The 17,338-nt window shown below is 40.7% G+C and carries 17 protein-coding genes and 2 riboswitches; of the genes, 9 read left to right on the top strand and 8 right to left on the bottom strand.

Annotated features, from left to right (window positions below; translation table 11 throughout):
* Positions 1 to 2: 2 nt before the first annotated feature.
* The 6 genes from L0P31_RS02145 to uvrA all read right to left on the bottom strand — a co-directional run bounded on the left by L0P31_RS02145 (position 3) and on the right by uvrA (position 8,473).
* Positions 3 to 269, bottom strand: a complete 267-nt coding sequence (locus tag L0P31_RS02145) for an IreB family regulatory phosphoprotein (protein ID WP_000507059.1) — start codon at positions 267 to 269, stop codon at positions 3 to 5.
* An 86-nt stretch (positions 270 to 355) separates the two neighbouring features.
* On the bottom strand, positions 356 to 925 hold the full coding sequence (locus L0P31_RS02140) for an SP0191 family lipoprotein (protein WP_238095567.1): 570 nt from the start codon (positions 923 to 925) through the stop codon (positions 356 to 358).
* A 65-nt stretch (positions 926 to 990) separates the two neighbouring features.
* Positions 991 to 1,389: a transcriptional regulator Spx gene (gene spx, locus L0P31_RS02135; RefSeq protein WP_000591165.1), complete on the bottom strand. Its 399-nt coding sequence runs from the start codon at positions 1,387 to 1,389 to the stop codon at positions 991 to 993.
* Between the two features lie 135 nt (positions 1,390 to 1,524).
* Positions 1,525 to 4,185, bottom strand: coding sequence for a magnesium-translocating P-type ATPase (mgtA, locus tag L0P31_RS02130; RefSeq protein WP_238095565.1), 2,661 nt, complete (start codon positions 4,183 to 4,185; stop codon positions 1,525 to 1,527).
* 194 nt (positions 4,186 to 4,379) lie between these two features.
* Positions 4,380 to 4,530, bottom strand: a riboswitch (M-box (ykoK) riboswitch).
* Between the two features lie 57 nt (positions 4,531 to 4,587).
* Positions 4,588 to 5,649: a M24 family metallopeptidase gene (locus L0P31_RS02125; RefSeq protein WP_141230336.1), complete on the bottom strand. Its 1,062-nt coding sequence runs from the start codon at positions 5,647 to 5,649 to the stop codon at positions 4,588 to 4,590.
* A complete protein-coding gene (gene uvrA, locus L0P31_RS02120; protein ID WP_238095563.1) occupies positions 5,642 to 8,473 on the bottom strand; it encodes an excinuclease ABC subunit UvrA in 2,832 nt (943 codons plus the stop codon). The genes L0P31_RS02125 and uvrA overlap by 8 nt, the downstream gene beginning before the upstream one ends.
* A 131-nt stretch (positions 8,474 to 8,604) precedes the next feature.
* On the opposite strand from uvrA, the gene L0P31_RS02115 reads away from it, so the two are divergent.
* From L0P31_RS02115 to L0P31_RS02095, 5 genes are all read left to right on the top strand, one after another.
* Complete coding sequence (locus L0P31_RS02115; RefSeq protein WP_000815623.1) at positions 8,605 to 9,549, top strand: magnesium transporter CorA family protein; 945 nt, start codon at positions 8,605 to 8,607, stop codon at positions 9,547 to 9,549.
* A gap of 11 nt (positions 9,550 to 9,560) precedes the next feature.
* Positions 9,561 to 10,238, top strand: a complete 678-nt coding sequence (locus L0P31_RS02110) for a DUF1129 domain-containing protein (protein ID WP_153192686.1) — start codon at positions 9,561 to 9,563, stop codon at positions 10,236 to 10,238.
* A 15-nt stretch (positions 10,239 to 10,253) separates the two neighbouring features.
* Positions 10,254 to 10,601, top strand: coding sequence for a hypothetical protein (locus L0P31_RS02105; RefSeq protein WP_000331824.1), 348 nt, complete (start codon positions 10,254 to 10,256; stop codon positions 10,599 to 10,601).
* Between the two features lie 161 nt (positions 10,602 to 10,762).
* On the top strand, positions 10,763 to 11,797 hold the full coding sequence (locus L0P31_RS02100) for a S66 family peptidase (protein WP_000255140.1): 1,035 nt from the start codon (positions 10,763 to 10,765) through the stop codon (positions 11,795 to 11,797).
* A gap of 105 nt (positions 11,798 to 11,902) precedes the next feature.
* Positions 11,903 to 12,166: a SemiSWEET family transporter gene (locus L0P31_RS02095; protein WP_000166114.1), complete on the top strand. Its 264-nt coding sequence runs from the start codon at positions 11,903 to 11,905 to the stop codon at positions 12,164 to 12,166.
* 84 nt (positions 12,167 to 12,250) lie between these two features.
* Here L0P31_RS02095 and L0P31_RS02090 read toward each other — a convergent pair whose 3' ends face one another.
* Positions 12,251 to 12,814, bottom strand: a complete 564-nt coding sequence (locus L0P31_RS02090; RefSeq protein WP_238095561.1) for a DNA-3-methyladenine glycosylase I — start codon at positions 12,812 to 12,814, stop codon at positions 12,251 to 12,253.
* Between the two features lie 9 nt (positions 12,815 to 12,823).
* Positions 12,824 to 13,417, bottom strand: coding sequence for a Holliday junction branch migration protein RuvA (ruvA, locus tag L0P31_RS02085; protein WP_238095559.1), 594 nt, complete (start codon positions 13,415 to 13,417; stop codon positions 12,824 to 12,826).
* Between the two features lie 156 nt (positions 13,418 to 13,573).
* Positions 13,574 to 13,688: riboswitch (FMN riboswitch) on the top strand.
* Between the two features lie 133 nt (positions 13,689 to 13,821).
* Between ruvA and ribD the strand changes: the two genes are divergently transcribed.
* From ribD to ribH, 4 genes are read left to right on the top strand one after another with little or no spacing between them, the layout of a single operon-like run.
* Positions 13,822 to 14,922, top strand: a complete 1,101-nt coding sequence (gene ribD, locus L0P31_RS02080) for a bifunctional diaminohydroxyphosphoribosylaminopyrimidine deaminase/5-amino-6-(5-phosphoribosylamino)uracil reductase RibD (RefSeq protein ID WP_238095557.1) — start codon at positions 13,822 to 13,824, stop codon at positions 14,920 to 14,922.
* Positions 14,907 to 15,542 carry a riboflavin synthase gene (gene ribE / locus L0P31_RS02075; protein WP_238095555.1) on the top strand — a complete coding sequence of 212 codons (636 nt, stop codon included), beginning with the start codon at positions 14,907 to 14,909 and terminating at the stop codon, positions 15,540 to 15,542. The genes ribD and ribE overlap by 16 nt, the downstream gene beginning before the upstream one ends.
* A gap of 19 nt (positions 15,543 to 15,561) precedes the next feature.
* Complete coding sequence (locus L0P31_RS02070; protein WP_238095553.1) at positions 15,562 to 16,767, top strand: bifunctional 3,4-dihydroxy-2-butanone-4-phosphate synthase/GTP cyclohydrolase II; 1,206 nt, start codon at positions 15,562 to 15,564, stop codon at positions 16,765 to 16,767.
* Entirely contained in the window at positions 16,768 to 17,235 is a 468-nt protein-coding gene (gene ribH, locus L0P31_RS02065) for a 6,7-dimethyl-8-ribityllumazine synthase (RefSeq protein ID WP_042901738.1), read from the top strand.
* Positions 17,236 to 17,338: the final 103 nt, after the last annotated feature.

Below are 17,338 nucleotides of genomic sequence, written 5' to 3'. Positions count from 1 at the left end.
GATTATAGATCGACTCCTTGTCCTTTTAGGTAGTAGCGAACCAATTCCTCAACGATTTCATCACGCTCATACTTACGGATTTGATTTCGTGCATTATTATAACGAGGAACGTAGGCAGGGTCTCCACTCAATACGTAACCTACGATTTGGTTAATTGGGTTGTAGCCCTTATCGTTCAACGAAGCATAAACATCAGTCAAAGTTTCGCTAATTTCTTTTTTATTGGAATCGTCCAATTTAAAACGTACTGTTTCTTCAGTAAATCCCATTCTAACACCCTCTTTCCTTAGAATAGTACCATTATAGCATAATTCCTTACGTTCTACAATTCAGGCAGTCTATTTATTTGGATTTTCTATTGTTCTGTCGCGCCATTTGCCAATCTGTCTGAAATATATTTGCTTGGTTCATTCTTCAAGAGATTTTCTAAACCAATGTTCTTCAAATATTCTAACTGAGAAGCCTTCTTGACATCCAAAACTTGAAAATCAAAACTAGTTGTTGTTTGAAGTTCTGTTGCACTCAATAGTTTAGTTTCAAGCTTAAATCCTGCTAATTTACGAGCTTCTATGATGGCCTCATCCTTCTCCTCTGCCTCGAGAAGAGCTTTTTGAGTTTCTTCCACTCCATGTTGGTCGATATAAGTCTTCAACTCATCAGAAACTGGACGTTTTTGTTGAATCGTTAAGCTCAAAAAAGTCTTGTCCTTGTATGTAATGGTTTGGGTTTGCTGGCTACCATCATCTGACTTGGGCAAGACCAAAGTCTTGGTTACAACTGTATTCTTCTCAGCATTTTCAATAACTGGCAATGCCGACTGAAGCGTATCCTTTTCTGTTTTTGTAGCTGTTCCAGTTTCTTTTTTCTGTCCGCAACCAACCAGGACAAAAAGGAAAGCTAGGCTAACAAGAACAATTCTTTTCATTTCTCTCTTCTTTCTTTTTGAAATTAAAATAGAATAAGACTGGGAATTGCTCCCAGTCTTGATGTTTATAAAGCTGCACGCAAACGTGCTTCTGCATTTTCTACATTACGGACAGAGCGTGGTAGGAAGGCACGAATATCGTCTTCCTTATAGCCAACTTGCAGGCGTTTTTCATCTACAAGGATTGGGCTCTTTAAAATTCTCGGCGTTTCCATAATCAGATTGAGGACTTCATTGACGCTCAAATCTTCAATATCCACTCCAAGGGCTTTGGCATAGCGATTTTTAGATGAAACGATGCTGGCTATTCCGTTATCTGTTTTGGTTAGAATATCCAGTAATTCTTCTCTCGTAATTCCTTCTTTACCAAGGTTTTGTTCTTTATAACTTAACTGGTGGGCATTGAGCCAGGTTTTTGCTTTTTTACAGCTAGTACAACTTGAGACTGTATAAATTTTAATCATGTACCTACCCCTTTCGCTACATGTTACTATCAGTTTAGTCTATTATACCATAAAAAACATCCGACTTGCGACCTATTTTTAAATTTTTTTGACTTTTTTCGTCATTTTCGTACTTTTTTCTTGACAAAATGAAATTTACAGCCATTCTTGATATTTCTTGATATAGATTTTTTTCACAATTGTCACGCTAATCATATACAAAATAATGATGAAAAGCAAAAAGATGAAATAAATCGGTTTTAATGGAGTTAGATGAAGTAGGATTGCGAGTGGACTGTAGGGAAGGAAGGTCACAAAGGCTGCAGCCAATAAGGTTGTCACAAGGACTAGCCAAGCTGGACGACTTTGTAAAAAGGGAATTTTGGCTGAACGCAGCATATGGATAACCATGGTCTGTGACCACATGGACTCGATAAACCAACCTGTCTGAAACAAGACAATAAATTCTACGGCAGACTCTGCCCCATGAACATAAGCTTGACCTGTTGTCATGGGTACAATGATAAAATAAAGCAAAATAAAGGTCAAAATATCAAAGGCAGAAGAGATAGGTCCCATCCAAATCATGAAACGTGTGATGGACCTAGCTTCCCAGGTATGCGGATTTCTCAAAAAATCTTTGTCCACCTTGTCAAAAGGCAAGGCGATACAAGATAAATCATAGACTAGATTTAGGATAATCAAATGGACTGGCGCCATCGGTAAAAATGGTAAAAAGATCCCAGAGACCAATAAGGATAAGATATTTCCAAAATTAGAACTCACTGTCATTTTGATATATTTGGTCATATTGGCATAGACCTTACGACCTTCAACCAGTCCTTTTTCAAGCACCATGAGATCCTTATCAAGTAGGATAACATCAGCTGTTTCTTTGGCAATATCTACCGCTGTGTCAACAGAAATCCCCACATCTGCAACTTTCATAGAAGGAGCATCATTGATTCCATCTCCCATATAGCCAACAGCATGACCATTAGCCTTAAATTGCAAAATAATCCTTGCTTTTTGGTCAGGAGAAAGTTTGGCAAAGACTGTTACCTCCTCCACGGCTTGAGCCAATTCTTGATTACTCATCTGATCAATTTCAGATCCTAACAGCATCTGATTGATATCCAAACCAACCTTTTCACAGACTGCTTGGGTAACTTTTTCGTTGTCTCCCGTCAAAATTTTTGTTTGAACTCCATGTTCTAACAGAGCCTTAATTGCTGGTGCTGCAGATGGTTTAGGAGGATCTAGGAAGGCTAAATAACCAGTTAGAATCATATCCCCTTCATCATCAACTGTATAGGCATGACCTTCCCTCAAACCTGACTTATAGGCCACTCCCAAGACACGTAAACCTTGTTGATTTAGTTGTCGGACTTCTGCTAAAATTTCTTCTCTAATAACATCTGTCAAGGGAGTAATCACTCCTTGATATTCCGCATAACTGGAAATCGTCAACATTTCCTCTAGGGCACCCTTGGTTACCAAACTAACAACTTCGTGTTCATCCTTAACGATAACACTCATCCGTCTACGTTCAAAATCAAAGGGAAGCTCATCTATTTTTTGAAAAGTTTGATCCAGATTTTGTAAGAGGGTGTGTTCTTTGGCTTCCTTTTCAGTCCGTTTGATGATAGCTCTGTCCATCAAATTTTTCAAGCCCGTTTGAAAATAAGAATTGAGATAAGCTCGTCTCAAGACGGTCAAATCCAAGCGTCCGTGGATGTCCAAGGGATATTCAAGGACAATTTCGTCTTGGGTTAGAGTTCCTGTCTTATCTGTACACAAAATATCAATCGCCCCTAAGTCCTGTATGGCATTGAGTTTCTTGATAACCACTTTTTCCTTGGCCATAATGATGGAGCCTTTTGCTAGACTGGCCGTGATAATCATAGGAAGCATCTCAGGTGTTAATCCGACACCAACACTCAAAGCAAATACGCCAGCTTCCAGCCAGTCACCATCTGTTAAACCATTGGACAAGAAAACGATGGGCACCATGACCAGCATCAAACGAATCAAGAGCCACGAAATACTATTCATCTCCCGCTCAAACGAAGTAGGCTCTTCATAGGTGTTCAAAGTCTGCTCAATGGCTCCCATCATGGTATCATCACCAACTGCTAAAACCACGGCCTTGGCACTACCAGATAAGACATTGGTTCCCATAAAGGCGAGCGCTTCTGCTTCTAGCAGACTATCAGATTGTTGAACTGTTGCCTTGGTCAAGGCCAATTTTTCAACCGATTCACTTTCACCTGTCAAGCCCGACTGTTGTACAAAGAAATCGCGCGACTCAAATAAAAGAAGATCTGCTGGAATCATGTCTCCAGCGCTTAATTTAACCACGTCACCCACTACCAAATCATCGATAGGTACTTCTTGGATTTCTCCTTGACGAATGACAGTCGCTGTGTTGACAATCATTTTTGATAGATTAGTCGCAGCCTTATCACTACGGAGTTCTTGGACAAAGCGTATGCCACCAGAAATGAGGACGAGGACAACGATGATAATAGAAGTCGTCGGATCCTCTTGACCTGGTTTTGCCAACCAGACATTGGTCACCAAGGAAATCACGGCGATGACCAGTAAGATGATCGTAAAAGGATTGATAATGGATTCGTAAATTTTTTTGAGGATACTGTCTTCTTGACCCTTTGTGATGGTATTTTCACCATATAGGTCACGATTTTTCTCCACCTGCTCCCCAGTCAAGCCTGTTAGACTTGTCTTATAAAAAGATAGAGTTTCGTTTAAAGATGTATGAATAGCTGTTGCTAATCTTTCTTTTGTAGTTTTCATTGGTTTCTCCTATCTGTATGAATGATGTGTTTCATACACAGAGACCAATCACTTTATAAGGGCAGAACGACACAAATCAGCGATTGGCTGTGTATGTGCGGTTCCGGATGATCGTCAATTTGCATCGTCTATCTCCTTTCTTTGATTTAAACAGTAGAAAATCCCACCATAAAATGGCAGGATTAAAAAACTAATTATCTGTTTTTCGTTCAAGCTTTAACTCCATAGGGCAATGTAATGAGCTTAGTCTTGGCCTTCGCGACCAGGACTGTTGACCAACGAGTAGTGTCTCCACTGCTTTGCGGTAGTCATCCGTATCCCTATGGTAGCCTCACCTACCGTTTTCGTCTTTCAGTATAAACCTTTAAAATTTAAAAGTCAATCATTTGAGTTGTTTGACTCTTAAATAACTATCAACTCTTTTGGAGCCAGGGTCAATAATTCACAACCGGTCTCTGTAATCAGGATATCATCCTCGATACGAACCCCGTATTTACCTTCAATATAGATACCTGGCTCATCTGTCAAGGCCATACCTGCCTTAATAGTTTCTGTAGAAGTCTGGCTAAAGTATGGTTCCTCATGGATATCCAGTCCAATACCGTGTCCAATACCGTGGGTAAAGTAGTCGCCATAGCCTGCCTCGATGATAATATCACGAGGGATTTTGTCAAAGTCTCGGAAACCTAATCCTGCCTTAGCCTGGTCAATCAAGGCTTGGTTGGCTTTGAGAACCGTATTGTAAATCTCCGCCTGCTCGTCGCTGACATGCCCCAGATAGATAGTCCGTGTCATATCACTGACATAGTGGTCATAAAGGCAACCGAAGTCCATAGTAATGGCTTCTCCCAGCTCCACTGGTTTGTGCATAGGATGAGCATGAGGTTTGGAAGAGTTGATACCACTAGCTAGAATCGTATCAAAAGACAAGCCAGATGCCCCCAACTCACGCATGCGGAAGTCAAGGAAGTTGGCAATTTCAATTTCAGTTTTTCCTGGTTTGATAAAGTCAAGCGCATCACGGAAAGCTTGGTCTGAGATAGAACAAGCCTTGCGAATAGCTGCAATCTCCGCTTCATCCTTAATCATTCGAAGACCTTCAACAAACTGAGTCTGTGGAAGCAAGTCAATTCCTTCAAAGGTTGCCTGCATACGGTGATAATAAGACACCGAAATCTCATCCTCAAAACCGATACGAGACAAGCCCATATCCTTGACAATACCTGCAATAACAGCCAATTCATCGCGATCTGCTACGATTTCAAAACCACTGGTTTCTTGCTTGGCTGCAATGATATAGCGAGAGTCTGTCACCAAGACCTGACGGTCACGGCTGATAAAGACTGTTCCGTTTGAGCCCCAAAAACCAGTCAAGTAGTAGACGTTTTTAAGATTGTTGATGATGATACCATCTAGTTCTTTTTCTTGCATTTTATCTAGAAATGCTTGTACGCGTTTATTCATGATGTAATTTTCCTTTCAAATAATGTCCTGTGTAGCTGGCTTGGTTAGCAGCTACTTCTTCTGGAGTTCCTGTTGCGATGATGGTTCCACCACCGACACCGCCCTCAGGTCCCAAGTCGATGATATGATCTGCTGTCTTGATAACGTCTAGATTGTGCTCAATGACGAGGACTGTATTGCCATCGTCTACAAAGCGAGCCAAAACCTTGAGCAAGCGAGCGATATCCTCTGTATGAAGACCTGTCGTCGGCTCATCCAGAATGTAGAAAGATTTTCCTGTCGATCGTTTGTGAAGTTCACTAGCCAGTTTCATACGCTGGGCTTCTCCCCCAGAAAGGGTGGTAGCAGGTTGCCCCAATGTCACATAGCCTAGCCCTACATCCTTGATGGTCTGAAGTTTGCGTTGAATTTTCGGAATGTGTTGGAAAAATTCCACCGCATCATTGACAGTCATGTCCAAGACCTGCGAGATATTCTTTTCCTTATAGTGAACTTCTAGGGTTTCACTATTGTAGCGAGTCCCGTGGCAGACTTCACAAGCCACGTAAACATCTGGCAAGAAGTGCATCTCAATCTTGATAATCCCGTCACCTGAGCAGGCTTCACAACGACCACCCTTGACATTGAAACTGAAACGTCCCTTTTTGTAACCACGAATCTTAGCCTCATTTGTCTGGGCAAAGAGGTCACGTATATCGTCAAAAACTCCCGTATAGGTAGCAGGGTTAGACCTCGGCGTTCGTCCGATAGGGCTCTGATCAATATCAATCAAGCGGTCTACATGCTCAATCCCTGTAATCGTTTTAAACTTACCAGGTTTGTCTGAATTGCGGTTGAGCTTCTGAGCAATAGCTTTTTTGAGAATGCTATTGATTAGGGTCGATTTCCCTGAGCCCGACACCCCTGTCACTGCGATGAATTTTCCTAGTGGGAAGCGAGCTGTGACATTTTGCAGGTTGTTCTCACGCGCTCCCGTCACCTCGATAAAACGACCATTACCAACACGGCGCTCTTCTGGCACTGGAATGGCACGTTTGCCTGACAAGTACTGGCCTGTGATAGATTTGCTGTTGCGAGCAACCTGCTTAGGCGTACCTGCGGCAACAATCTCCCCACCAAAAACACCTGCACCAGGACCAACGTCAATCAGATAATCCGCCTCACGCATGGTATCTTCGTCATGTTCTACCACGATGAGAGTATTACCCAAATCACGCATCTTTTTCAGACTGGCAATCAAACGGTCATTATCCCTCTGGTGAAGACCGATTGACGGCTCATCTAGAATATAAAGAACACCTGATAGGTTAGAACCAATCTGGGTTGCCAAGCGAATACGCTGACTTTCCCCACCTGAAAGGGTTCCTGCCGAACGTGACAGAGTCAGATAGTTAAGGCCCACGTTATTAAGGAAGGTCAAACGGTCCTTGATTTCCTTGAGAATAGGCCGAGCAATGATGGCTTCATTTTCAGACAAGGTTAGCTGGCTCACCAAGTCCAAGTGGTCTGCGATAGACAGGTCTGAAATTTCTCCGATATGTGGCCCTTGCTGGCCACCCACACGAACAGACAAGGCCTGGTCATTGAGGCGATAACCGTGACAGGTTCCGCAGGTCAATTCATTCATATAGAGGCGCATTTGAGTGCGTGTGTAATCACTATTAGTTTCATGATAACGACGTTTGATATTATTGACAACTCCTTCAAACGGAATGTCAATATCGCGTACACCACCAAATTCATTTTCATAGTGAAAATGGAATTCCTTGCCATCTGATCCATAGAGAATCAAGTTCTTATCCTCTTCTAACAAGTCCTCAAAAGGCTTATCCATATCCACTCCAAAGGCTGTCATAGCCTGCTCTAGCATGTTTGGATAGTAGTTGGATGAGATAGGATTCCAAGGAGCCAAGGCTCCCTCACGTAAGGTTTTACTGGCATCTGGTACTACCAAATCAGTATCCACCTCCAGCTTGATGCCCAAGCCGTCACACTCACTACAAGAGCCAAAAGGAGCATTGAAAGAGAAGAGACGAGGCTCTAACTCTGGAACAGTAAAGCCACAAACTGGACAGGCATAATGCTCAGAGAACAACAACTCAGAGTCGTCCATAGTGTCGATAATGACATAACCTTCAGCGATACGAAGGGCAGCCTCAATGGAATCAAAGAGACGACTACGAATACCATCCTTGATAACAATACGGTCAACCACAACATCAATATTGTGTTGCTTGCTCTTAGACAACTCTGGCACTTCGGTCACATCATAGACTTCCCCATCCACACGGACACGGACATACCCATCTTTCTGAACCTTCTCGATAACACTCTTATGTTGGCCTTTTTTCTTGCGGATGACAGGGGCCAAAATCTGCAAGCGCTGGCGTTCTGGCAATTCCAAAACCTTATCCACAATTTGCTCCACAGAAGAAGCCTTGATAGCCCCATGCCCATTGATACAGTAAGGCGTCCCCACACGCGCGTAGAGGAGACGCAGATAGTCATTGATTTCTGTCGTTGTTCCCACTGTCGAGCGAGGGTTTTTGCTAGTCGTTTTTTGGTCGATGGAAATAGCAGGGCTGAGACCATCAATGGCATCTACATCTGGCTTCTCCATATTTCCCAAAAACTGGCGAGCGTAGGCTGACAAACTCTCCACATAGCGACGTTGTCCCTCCGCATAGAGGGTATCAAAGGCCAGACTGGATTTCCCTGAACCTGACAAGCCGGTTACGACAACCAACTTGTCTCGTGGAATCTCCACATCAATATTTTTTAAATTATGGGCACGCGCCCCATGAATGACAATTTTATCTTGCATCTTTGTTCTTTCTAGTCCATTATTGCTTACCATTATACCAAAAAAAGTGAGATTCTATTACCCAAAAGGCCGATTTTGTAGTATAATAGTACGGTGTGAAAAAATCTGAAAAATGAGAAAGGATAAGGGATATGAAACAAGTTTTTCTCTCTACAACAACTGAATTTAAAGAGATTGATACGCTTGAACCGGGTACTTGGATCAATCTCGTCAATCCGACTCAAAATGAATCACTCGAAATCGCCAACGCCTTCGATATTGATATTGCCGACCTTCGTGCACCACTCGATGCGGAAGAAATGTCTCGTATTACCATTGAAGACGAGTACACCCTGATTATCGTTGACGTGCCGGTCACAGAAGAAAGAAATAACCGCACCTACTACGTAACCATCCCGCTTGGTATTATCATTACTGAGGAAACCATTATCACTACGTGTTTGGAACCACTACCTGTCCTTGATGTCTTTATCAACCGTCGATTGCGTAATTTCTACACCTTCATGCGTTCGCGTTTTATCTTTCAAATTCTCTATCGCAATGCAGAGCTTTACCTAACAGCCCTTCGTTCGATTGACCGTAAGAGTGAACAAATCGAAAGTCAACTGCATCAATCAACTCGTAATGAAGAATTGATTGAGCTCATGGAATTGGAAAAAACTATCGTCTATTTCAAGGCTTCTCTCAAAACAAATGAGCGTGTGATTAAGAAATTGACCAGCTCAACCAGCAATATCAAGAAATACCTTGAGGATGAAGACCTGCTTGAAGATACCCTGATTGAAACCCAGCAGGCCATCGAGATGGCAGACATTTATGGAAACGTCTTGCATTCTATGACAGAGACCTTCGCCTCTATCATTTCTAACAACCAGAACAACATCATGAAAACCTTGGCCCTTGTGACCATCGTCATGTCCATCCCAACCATGGTCTTTTCTGCCTACGGGATGAACTTTAAGGATAATGAAATCCCCCTAAACGGCGAGCCGAATGCTTTCTGGTTAATCGTCTTTATTGCCTTTGCTATGAGTGTCTCGCTCACTCTCTATCTCATCCATAAAAAATGGTTCTAAGAGGAGTTCCTATGTCTCAGATTGATCTACAAAAATTAACCAAGAAAAACCAAGAGTTTGTCCACATCGCTACCCAACAATTCATCAAAGATGGAAAAACAGACGCTGAAATCAAGGCTATCTTTGAGGAAGTTATTCCCCAAATCCTTGAAGAGCAAGCCAAAGGTACGACTGCTCGTTCCCTCTACGGCGCACCGACTCATTGGGCTCATAGCTTCACTGTCAAGGAGCAATACGAAAAAGAGCATCCAAAAGAAAATGATGATCCTAAACTCATGATTATGGACTCAGCTCTTTTCATCACTAGCCTCTTTGCCCTCGTCAGCGCCCTCACAACCTTCTTCTCGGCAGATCAAGCTATCGGTTACGGTTTGATTACCCTCCTATTAGTTGGACTGGTTGGTGGATTTGCCTTCTACTTGATGTACTACTTCGTTTACCAATACTATGGACCAGATATGGACCGCAGTCAACGTCCACCTTTCTGGAAATCTGTACTGGTTATCCTAGCATCTATGTTTCTTTGGTTGCTTGTTTTCTTTGCAACAAGCTTCCTACCAGCTAGCCTTAACCCAGTACTTGCTCCATTGCCACTAGCTATTATCGGAGCAGCCCTCCTAGCCCTTCGCTTCTATCTCAAGAAACGCTTGAACATCCGCAGCGCAAGTGCAGGACCAACACGTTACTAAGAAAAGGAAAGAGCTATGGCATATAGTCAATCTTTAGCTCAGCAGATTCGAAAAATTCTAGCGCTCAAACTTCCTCCCCAAATTTTCGAAGAAGAGCTAGAAGAAAAGAAGCTGTTTGGTGGCCTGGCCTTTATGATTCGTGGTAAAATGGTCCTTACTGTCAGTTCCAGAAAGGATGAACTGGTTATGGTCAGAATTGGCAAGGAAATGGAGAAGCAAGTTCTACCCCGAACAGGAGCTCATACTACATTGATGAGGGGGCGCCTTTATCATGGGTATATAGACTTAGATATAGAAGGCCAAAAAGAATTGCCTTACTGGATTGATTTGGCTCTCTCCTATAATCAAGAGTTGACCAAGTAACTCATATCTAGCGAGATTACTGATTAGAAAACGAAAAGCAACTGCACCAGCGGTTGCTTTTTCACTTGCTTGCCTACAAGCTTCCCTCTACCCTTTTCCCTATAGTTTTCTCCCATCTTTTATGATAAAATAGGCTCAATCAATTTCTAGGAGGAAGAAATATGGTTTCTACTATTGGTGTTGTTAGTTTATCTAGTGGCATTATCGGAGAGGACTTTGTCAAACACGAAGTGGACTTGGGTGTCCAACGTCTCAAGAACCTGGGACTCAATCCTACCTTTTTGCCTCATTCGCTAAAAGGATTAGACTTTATCAAGGACCATCCTGAAGCTCGTGCAGAGGATTTGATTCATGCCTTTTCTGATGATAGCATCGACATGATCCTATGCGCCATCGGTGGAGACGATACCTATCGCTTACTACCTTATCTTTTTGAAAATGACCAACTACAAAAGGTTATCAAACAAAAAATTTTTCTTGGCTTCTCGGATACAACCATGAACCATCTCATGTTGCATAAACTAGGAATCAAAACTTTTTATGGTCAATCCTTCCTAGCAGACATTTGTGAATTGGACAAGGAAGTGCTGACCTATAGCCTCCACTACTTTAAAGAATTGATTGAGACGGGAAGAATCTCAGAAATCCGCCCTAGTGACGTTTGGTATGATGAAAGGACTGACTTCAGTCCCAAGGCTCTGGGGACACCTCGTGTCAGTCATGCAAATACTGGTTTCGAGCTGTTGCGGGGAAATGCCCAGTTCGAGGGAAAAATCCTCGGTGGTTGCCTCGAATCCCTCTACGATATCTTTGACAACTCTCGATACGCAGATAGCACGGAGCTCTGCCAAAAATACAAACTTTTCCCTGACTTGTCAGACTGGGAAGGAAAAATCCTCTTGCTAGAAACAAGCGAAGAAAAGCCTGAGCTGGAAGACTTCAAAAATATGTTGCGGACTTTAAAAGACACTGGTATATTCGAGGTCATCAGTGGACTCTTGGTCGGAAAACCTATGGATGAAACTTTCTATGACGACTATAAAGAGGCACTATTGGATATTATTGACAGCAATATCCCGATTATCTATAATCTAAATGTCGGCCACGCAACTCCAAGAGCAATTGTACCCTTCGGAGTTCACGCCTATGTAGATGCAAAGGAGCAAATCATTCGCTTTGACTATAACAAAAAATAAATAGTTTCTCTATTTTTGTGCTTTTGTATTCGTTTTCGTTACAATTTGTATCTGAATTTATTGCATTTCGCTAATTTCTATGATATCCTTTTGAAGGAGGTGTATATGACAAAACAAAAAATTAATCGAATCGTAGGTTCTATTGGTGCCTTTATTGGAATTATAGTATTTATTGCCTACATACCTCAAATTATCGCTAATTTACAGGGAAATAAAGCTCAACCATTTCAACCTTTATCAGCTGCTATATCTTGCTTAATCTGGGTTATTTATGGATGGACAAAGGAACCTAAGAAGGATTGGATACTAATCATTCCAAATTCAGCTGGTGTTATTTTAGGTGGAATCACTTTTTTGACTTCACTCTAACAAATCTAATAGTATATATAAAAAGCTGGGAAAAATTTCTCAGCTTTTTTCTATATTCTCAGATATGCTAGTTACCTGTACATACTAACGACCGCTTTTCCACTCACAATCATTCTCATGGTCATCAACTAGCCCTGCAGCCTGTAGAAAAGACAAGACGGCGACTGGTCCTGTGAACTTGAAACCTCGTTTTTTGAGATCTTTGGCTAATTTTTCAGACAAAGCTGTTTTAGCTGGGGCTAGGCGGTAATCGGGAACATCATTAACGACAGTTTTCCCCTCAACAAAGGACCAAAGATAGGCATCAAAAGAGCCATATTCTTCCTGTAGTCGTAAAAATGCTTGGGCGTTAGCGCGTGTAGCAAAAATCTTGGCTCTATTTCGGATGATGGCTGGATTCTCCAGCAAGTTTTCCAATTCGGTATCAGTCATCTCTGCGACCGCTTGAATTTGATAGCCATGAAAGGCTTCTCGGAAAGCATGTCGTTTGTTGAGCACCGTTTCCCAAGACAGGCCTGCCTGATAGGTTTCCATACACAACAACTCAAACAATGCTTGGTCATCATGGAGGGGCTGACCCCATTCCTCATCATGATAGGCAATGTAGAGCGGATTGGTCATCTTGACCCACGAACAACGTTTTGTCATGCTCTGCTCCTATTTGACCAACATTTTGAGGGCAGACTTGATATAGTTCTCAGCTGTATCTGTCGTTCCTTCAAAGAATTTTTTGATTTTCTTGAGCTCAGCTGCCTTGTAGCCCAGTGCCAACATGGCTTCCATAGCTTCTTCCAATTCTTGGTTTTCAGCGCTAGCTTGCACTGCTACCTTGGCAGGAAGGTCATCTCCTGAAACTACTACCTTGCCTTCCAAGTCCAGCACCATCTGCTGGGCTGTTTTCTTGCCAATTTTAGGGAACTTAGTCAAGTAGGTGATGTTCTTGGTTTCAATGGCTTGAACCAAGCCAGCATTGTCATCAGCAGCGATAATAGCCAGAGCTGATACAGGGCCAATCCCAGAAACCGAAATCAGACTGAGAAAGAGCTTTTTCTCATCTTCTGATCGAAATCCATAAAGTAGATGAGCGTCCTCACGTACGACTTGATGCACATAAATTCGAGCTTCTTGATTGACCTGTCCTGAATAGGCATAAGGATTGGCCACATGCAGGATATAACCGATACCGTTGACTTCAAGAACAATGTATTTAGCAGTGATTTTGGTAATGATTCCTTTTAAATATTCGTACATAGTTTTCCTTTTCTCTTATTTCGTTTATCTAGTATATCATATTTTCTTTATCCGAGGAGCGAGAATCGATTATCACAAACAAAGTATATCAAAAATAATCTGTATTTATCTGTTGACATATTCAAAATTAAGTACTATAATCATCTGTAATTGAATAACTATCTTCAGGGCAGGGTGCAATTCCCTACCGGTGGTATAGCCCACGAGCCGAAAGGCATGATTTGGTGAAATTCCAAAGCCGACAGTATAGTCTGGATGAAAGAAGATGAAAGTATATTTGTGCTTTTTGTGTGCTCTGAAATGATTACTTGTCATTTCAGAGTATTTTTGTTAATTGCATAAGTTCTCTTTTGTATGCCTTGAATAGTCCCCTATTCAAGGTATATTTTTTTGGAGGTAGTGAGATGAGCGACTCAGAATATATGAAATTAGCAATAAAACTGGCACAAAAAGGGGCTGGTTACGTCAATCCCAATCCTATGGTCGGCGCAGTTATTGTAAAAGATAATCACATTATCGGACAAGGTTATCATGAGTTTTTTGGTGGCCCACATGCTGAGAGAAATGCTCTTAAAAACTGCAGAGAATCCCCTGTCGGAGCTACGCTTTATGTAACACTTGAACCCTGTTGTCACTTCGGGAAAACACCACCTTGTATAGACGCTATAATTGATAGTGGTATTACAAGAGTAGTCATTGGAAGCCTAGACTGTAACCCTATTGTATCTGGAAAAGGAGTAAAGATACTTGAGGAAAATAATCTTCAAGTTACTGTTGGAGTTTTAGAAAATGAGTGTCTTAACTTAATAAAAAGTTTTAGAAAGTACATTACCCAGCATGTACCCTATGTTTTTATGAAATATGCAATGACAATGGATGGAAAAATAGCCACTAAAACAAATCAATCCAAATGGATTACTGGAGAAGAGGCAAGAAAGCATGTGCATCAGTTACGACACCATGTTAGTGCGATTATGGTGGGAGTCAATACTGTTATTCAAGACGATCCTTTGCTGACATGTAGATTGGAGGAAGGGAAAAATCCTATCCGTATCATATGCGATACACATTTACGAACTCCTCTTACCTCTAAAATCGTAAAAACAGCAAATGATATTAAAACTTACATTGCCACTTCCTCTGAAGACAAAAATAAAATAAAGCTATATCAAAATCATGGTTGTGAAATACTTTCCATAAAGAAAAAAGACAATCATATAGACTTATCGGATTTAATGCAACATCTAGGAAACATGCAGATTGATAGCTTACTTCTAGAAGGGGGCAGTCTAATGAATTGGAGTGCTTTGGAACAACAAATTGTTGATGAGCTGAAAATATATATTGCACCAAAAATTTTTGGAGGCAGTGCCAAGTTTCCTGTCGGAGGTGAAGGTATTTCTTTGCCAAATGACGCTATTAGATTGAAACCTTATGCTTTTTCTCAAATAGGAAATGACTATCTCATAGAAAGTGAAGTGATTTATCCATGTTCACAGGAATAATTGAAGAAATCGGAAAAGTTGAGAGAATACAGAAAGACTCTCGTAATTGCAAACTATCAATTAAAGCTTCAAAAATATTAACGGATATCCATTTAGGCGATAGTATAGCAGTAAATGGTATCTGTCTTACAGTTACTCATTTCAATCATCAAGCCTTTACAGTTGATGTAATGAATGAAACATGGAGTCGAACAGCTCTTACTCTATTAAAACATGGAAGTGAGGTGAATCTAGAAAGAGCCTTATCTGTCAACGGTCGACTTGGGGGTCACGTCGTTACAGGACACATTGATGGTACAGGAAAAATCTCGTCAATAAAAAAAGATGATAATGCTATATGGTATCAAATCAACACACAAAAAGAAATTTTAGATTTAATAGTTGAAAAAGGATCTATTACAATTGACGGCATTAGTCTGACTGTCGCTAAAGTCTCCAAAGTAAACTTTTCAGTATCTGTTATCCCTCATACCTTGGAACAAACCATTCTTAAGAGTAAACAAGTCGGGAGTACAGTAAATCTTGAAAATGATATCTTAGGTAAATATGTGCAAAAACTGATGGATAACTCTCCAAAATCAGAGATATCTAAGGAACTATTATATCAAAATGGATTTTAGCAGAAAGGATAATCAGTCAATGGAATATCGAAAAATACAAGAAGCATTAGAAGCATTGCAGAAGGGACGACTTGTTCTTGTTATAGATGACAAGGATAGAGAAAACGAAGGAGACTTAATTTGTTCCGCACAAGCAGCTACAACAGAAAATGTTAATTTCATGGCTACTTATGCCAAAGGATTAATTTGTATGCCTATGAGCGAACGTTTAGCTAATCAATTAATGCTTTCACCTATGGTTGAAAACAATACAGATAATCATAAGACTGCTTTTACAGTTTCAATTGATTATAAAGAAACGACCACAGGTATTTCTGCCGAGGAAAGAGGACTGACCGCACGTAGGTGTGTAGCTGAAGATGTAAGACCCTCTGATTTTCGCAGGCCAGGACACATGTTTCCTTTAATTGCAAAAAAAGGTGGTGTTCTAGAAAGAAATGGACACACAGAAGCAACTGTTGATTTATTAAAATTAGCAGGACTAAAAGAGTGTGGCCTATGTTGTGAAATAATGAATCATGATGGCAAAATGATGAGAACAGATGATTTAATTCAGTTCTCGAAGAAACACAACATTCCACTAATTACCATCAAAGAATTACAAGAATATAGGAAAATATATGATCAGCTGGTAGAACGAGTTTCAACTGTCAATATGCCTACTAGATACGGTAATTTCAAAGCAATTAGCTATATAGATAAACTAAATGGGGAACATCATCTTGCTCTTATTATGGGAAATATAGAGGATGGAACCAATGTATTATGTCGGGTCCACTCTGAATGTTTAACAGGAGATGTTTTAGGCTCTTTACGGTGCGATTGTGGACAGCAATTCGATAAAGCTATGAAAATGATTGCTGAAAATGGTTCAGGGGTCTTACTTTACTTGCGACAGGAGGGACGAGGAATTGGACTTATCAATAAATTAAAAGCCTATCATTTACAAGATCAAGGAATGGATACGCTTGATGCCAATCTTGCATTAGGCTTTGAAGGTGATTTAAGAGAATATTATATTGGAGCACAAATGCTTAAAGACCTGGGACTACAGTCACTACATTTACTGACAAATAATCCTGACAAGGTTGAACAGTTAGAAAAATATGGAATTACCATTTCCAGTAGAATACCAATCGAAATAGAAGCTAATCCTTACGATAGTTTTTATTTAGAAACAAAGAAAAATCGAATGGGTCACATTTTAAATATGGAGGAAAAATAAATGAACACTTATGAAGGTAATTTAGTAGCAAACAATATTAAAATCGGTATTGTTGTAGCGAGATTTAATGAATTTATAACTTCAAAATTATTATCTGGAGCACTAGATAATCTCAAAAGAGAGAATGTAAACGAGAAAGATATCGAGGTAGCCTGGGTTCCAGGAGCTTTTGAAATACCACTGATTGCATCAAAAATGGCAAAAAGTAAAAAATATGATGCAATTATCTGCTTGGGAGCTGTCATTAGAGGTAGTACAAGTCATTATGATTATGTATGTAGCGAGGTATCTAAGGGAATCGCCCAAATCAGTTTAAATAGCGAAATCCCAGTTATGTTTGGTGTGCTAACGACAGATACAATTGAACAAGCCATAGAACGAGCTGGCACTAAAGCAGGAAATAAGGGTTCTGAGTGTGCACAAGGAGCTATTGAAATGGTCAACCTAATTCGTACATTAGACGCTTAGAACAGACTCTACTTTTAGGCGAATAAAGAAACTAAGCGAAATCTCAATTTTATACTCTATGAAAATCATAGAGCAAACTAGGAAGTCAGTCGCAGATTGGTAA

This window comes from Streptococcus mitis (genome assembly GCF_022137125.1).
Classification (GTDB): Bacteria; Bacillota; Bacilli; order Lactobacillales; family Streptococcaceae; genus Streptococcus; species Streptococcus mitis_CE.
This window is presented reverse-complemented; position numbering and strand designations above follow the sequence as displayed.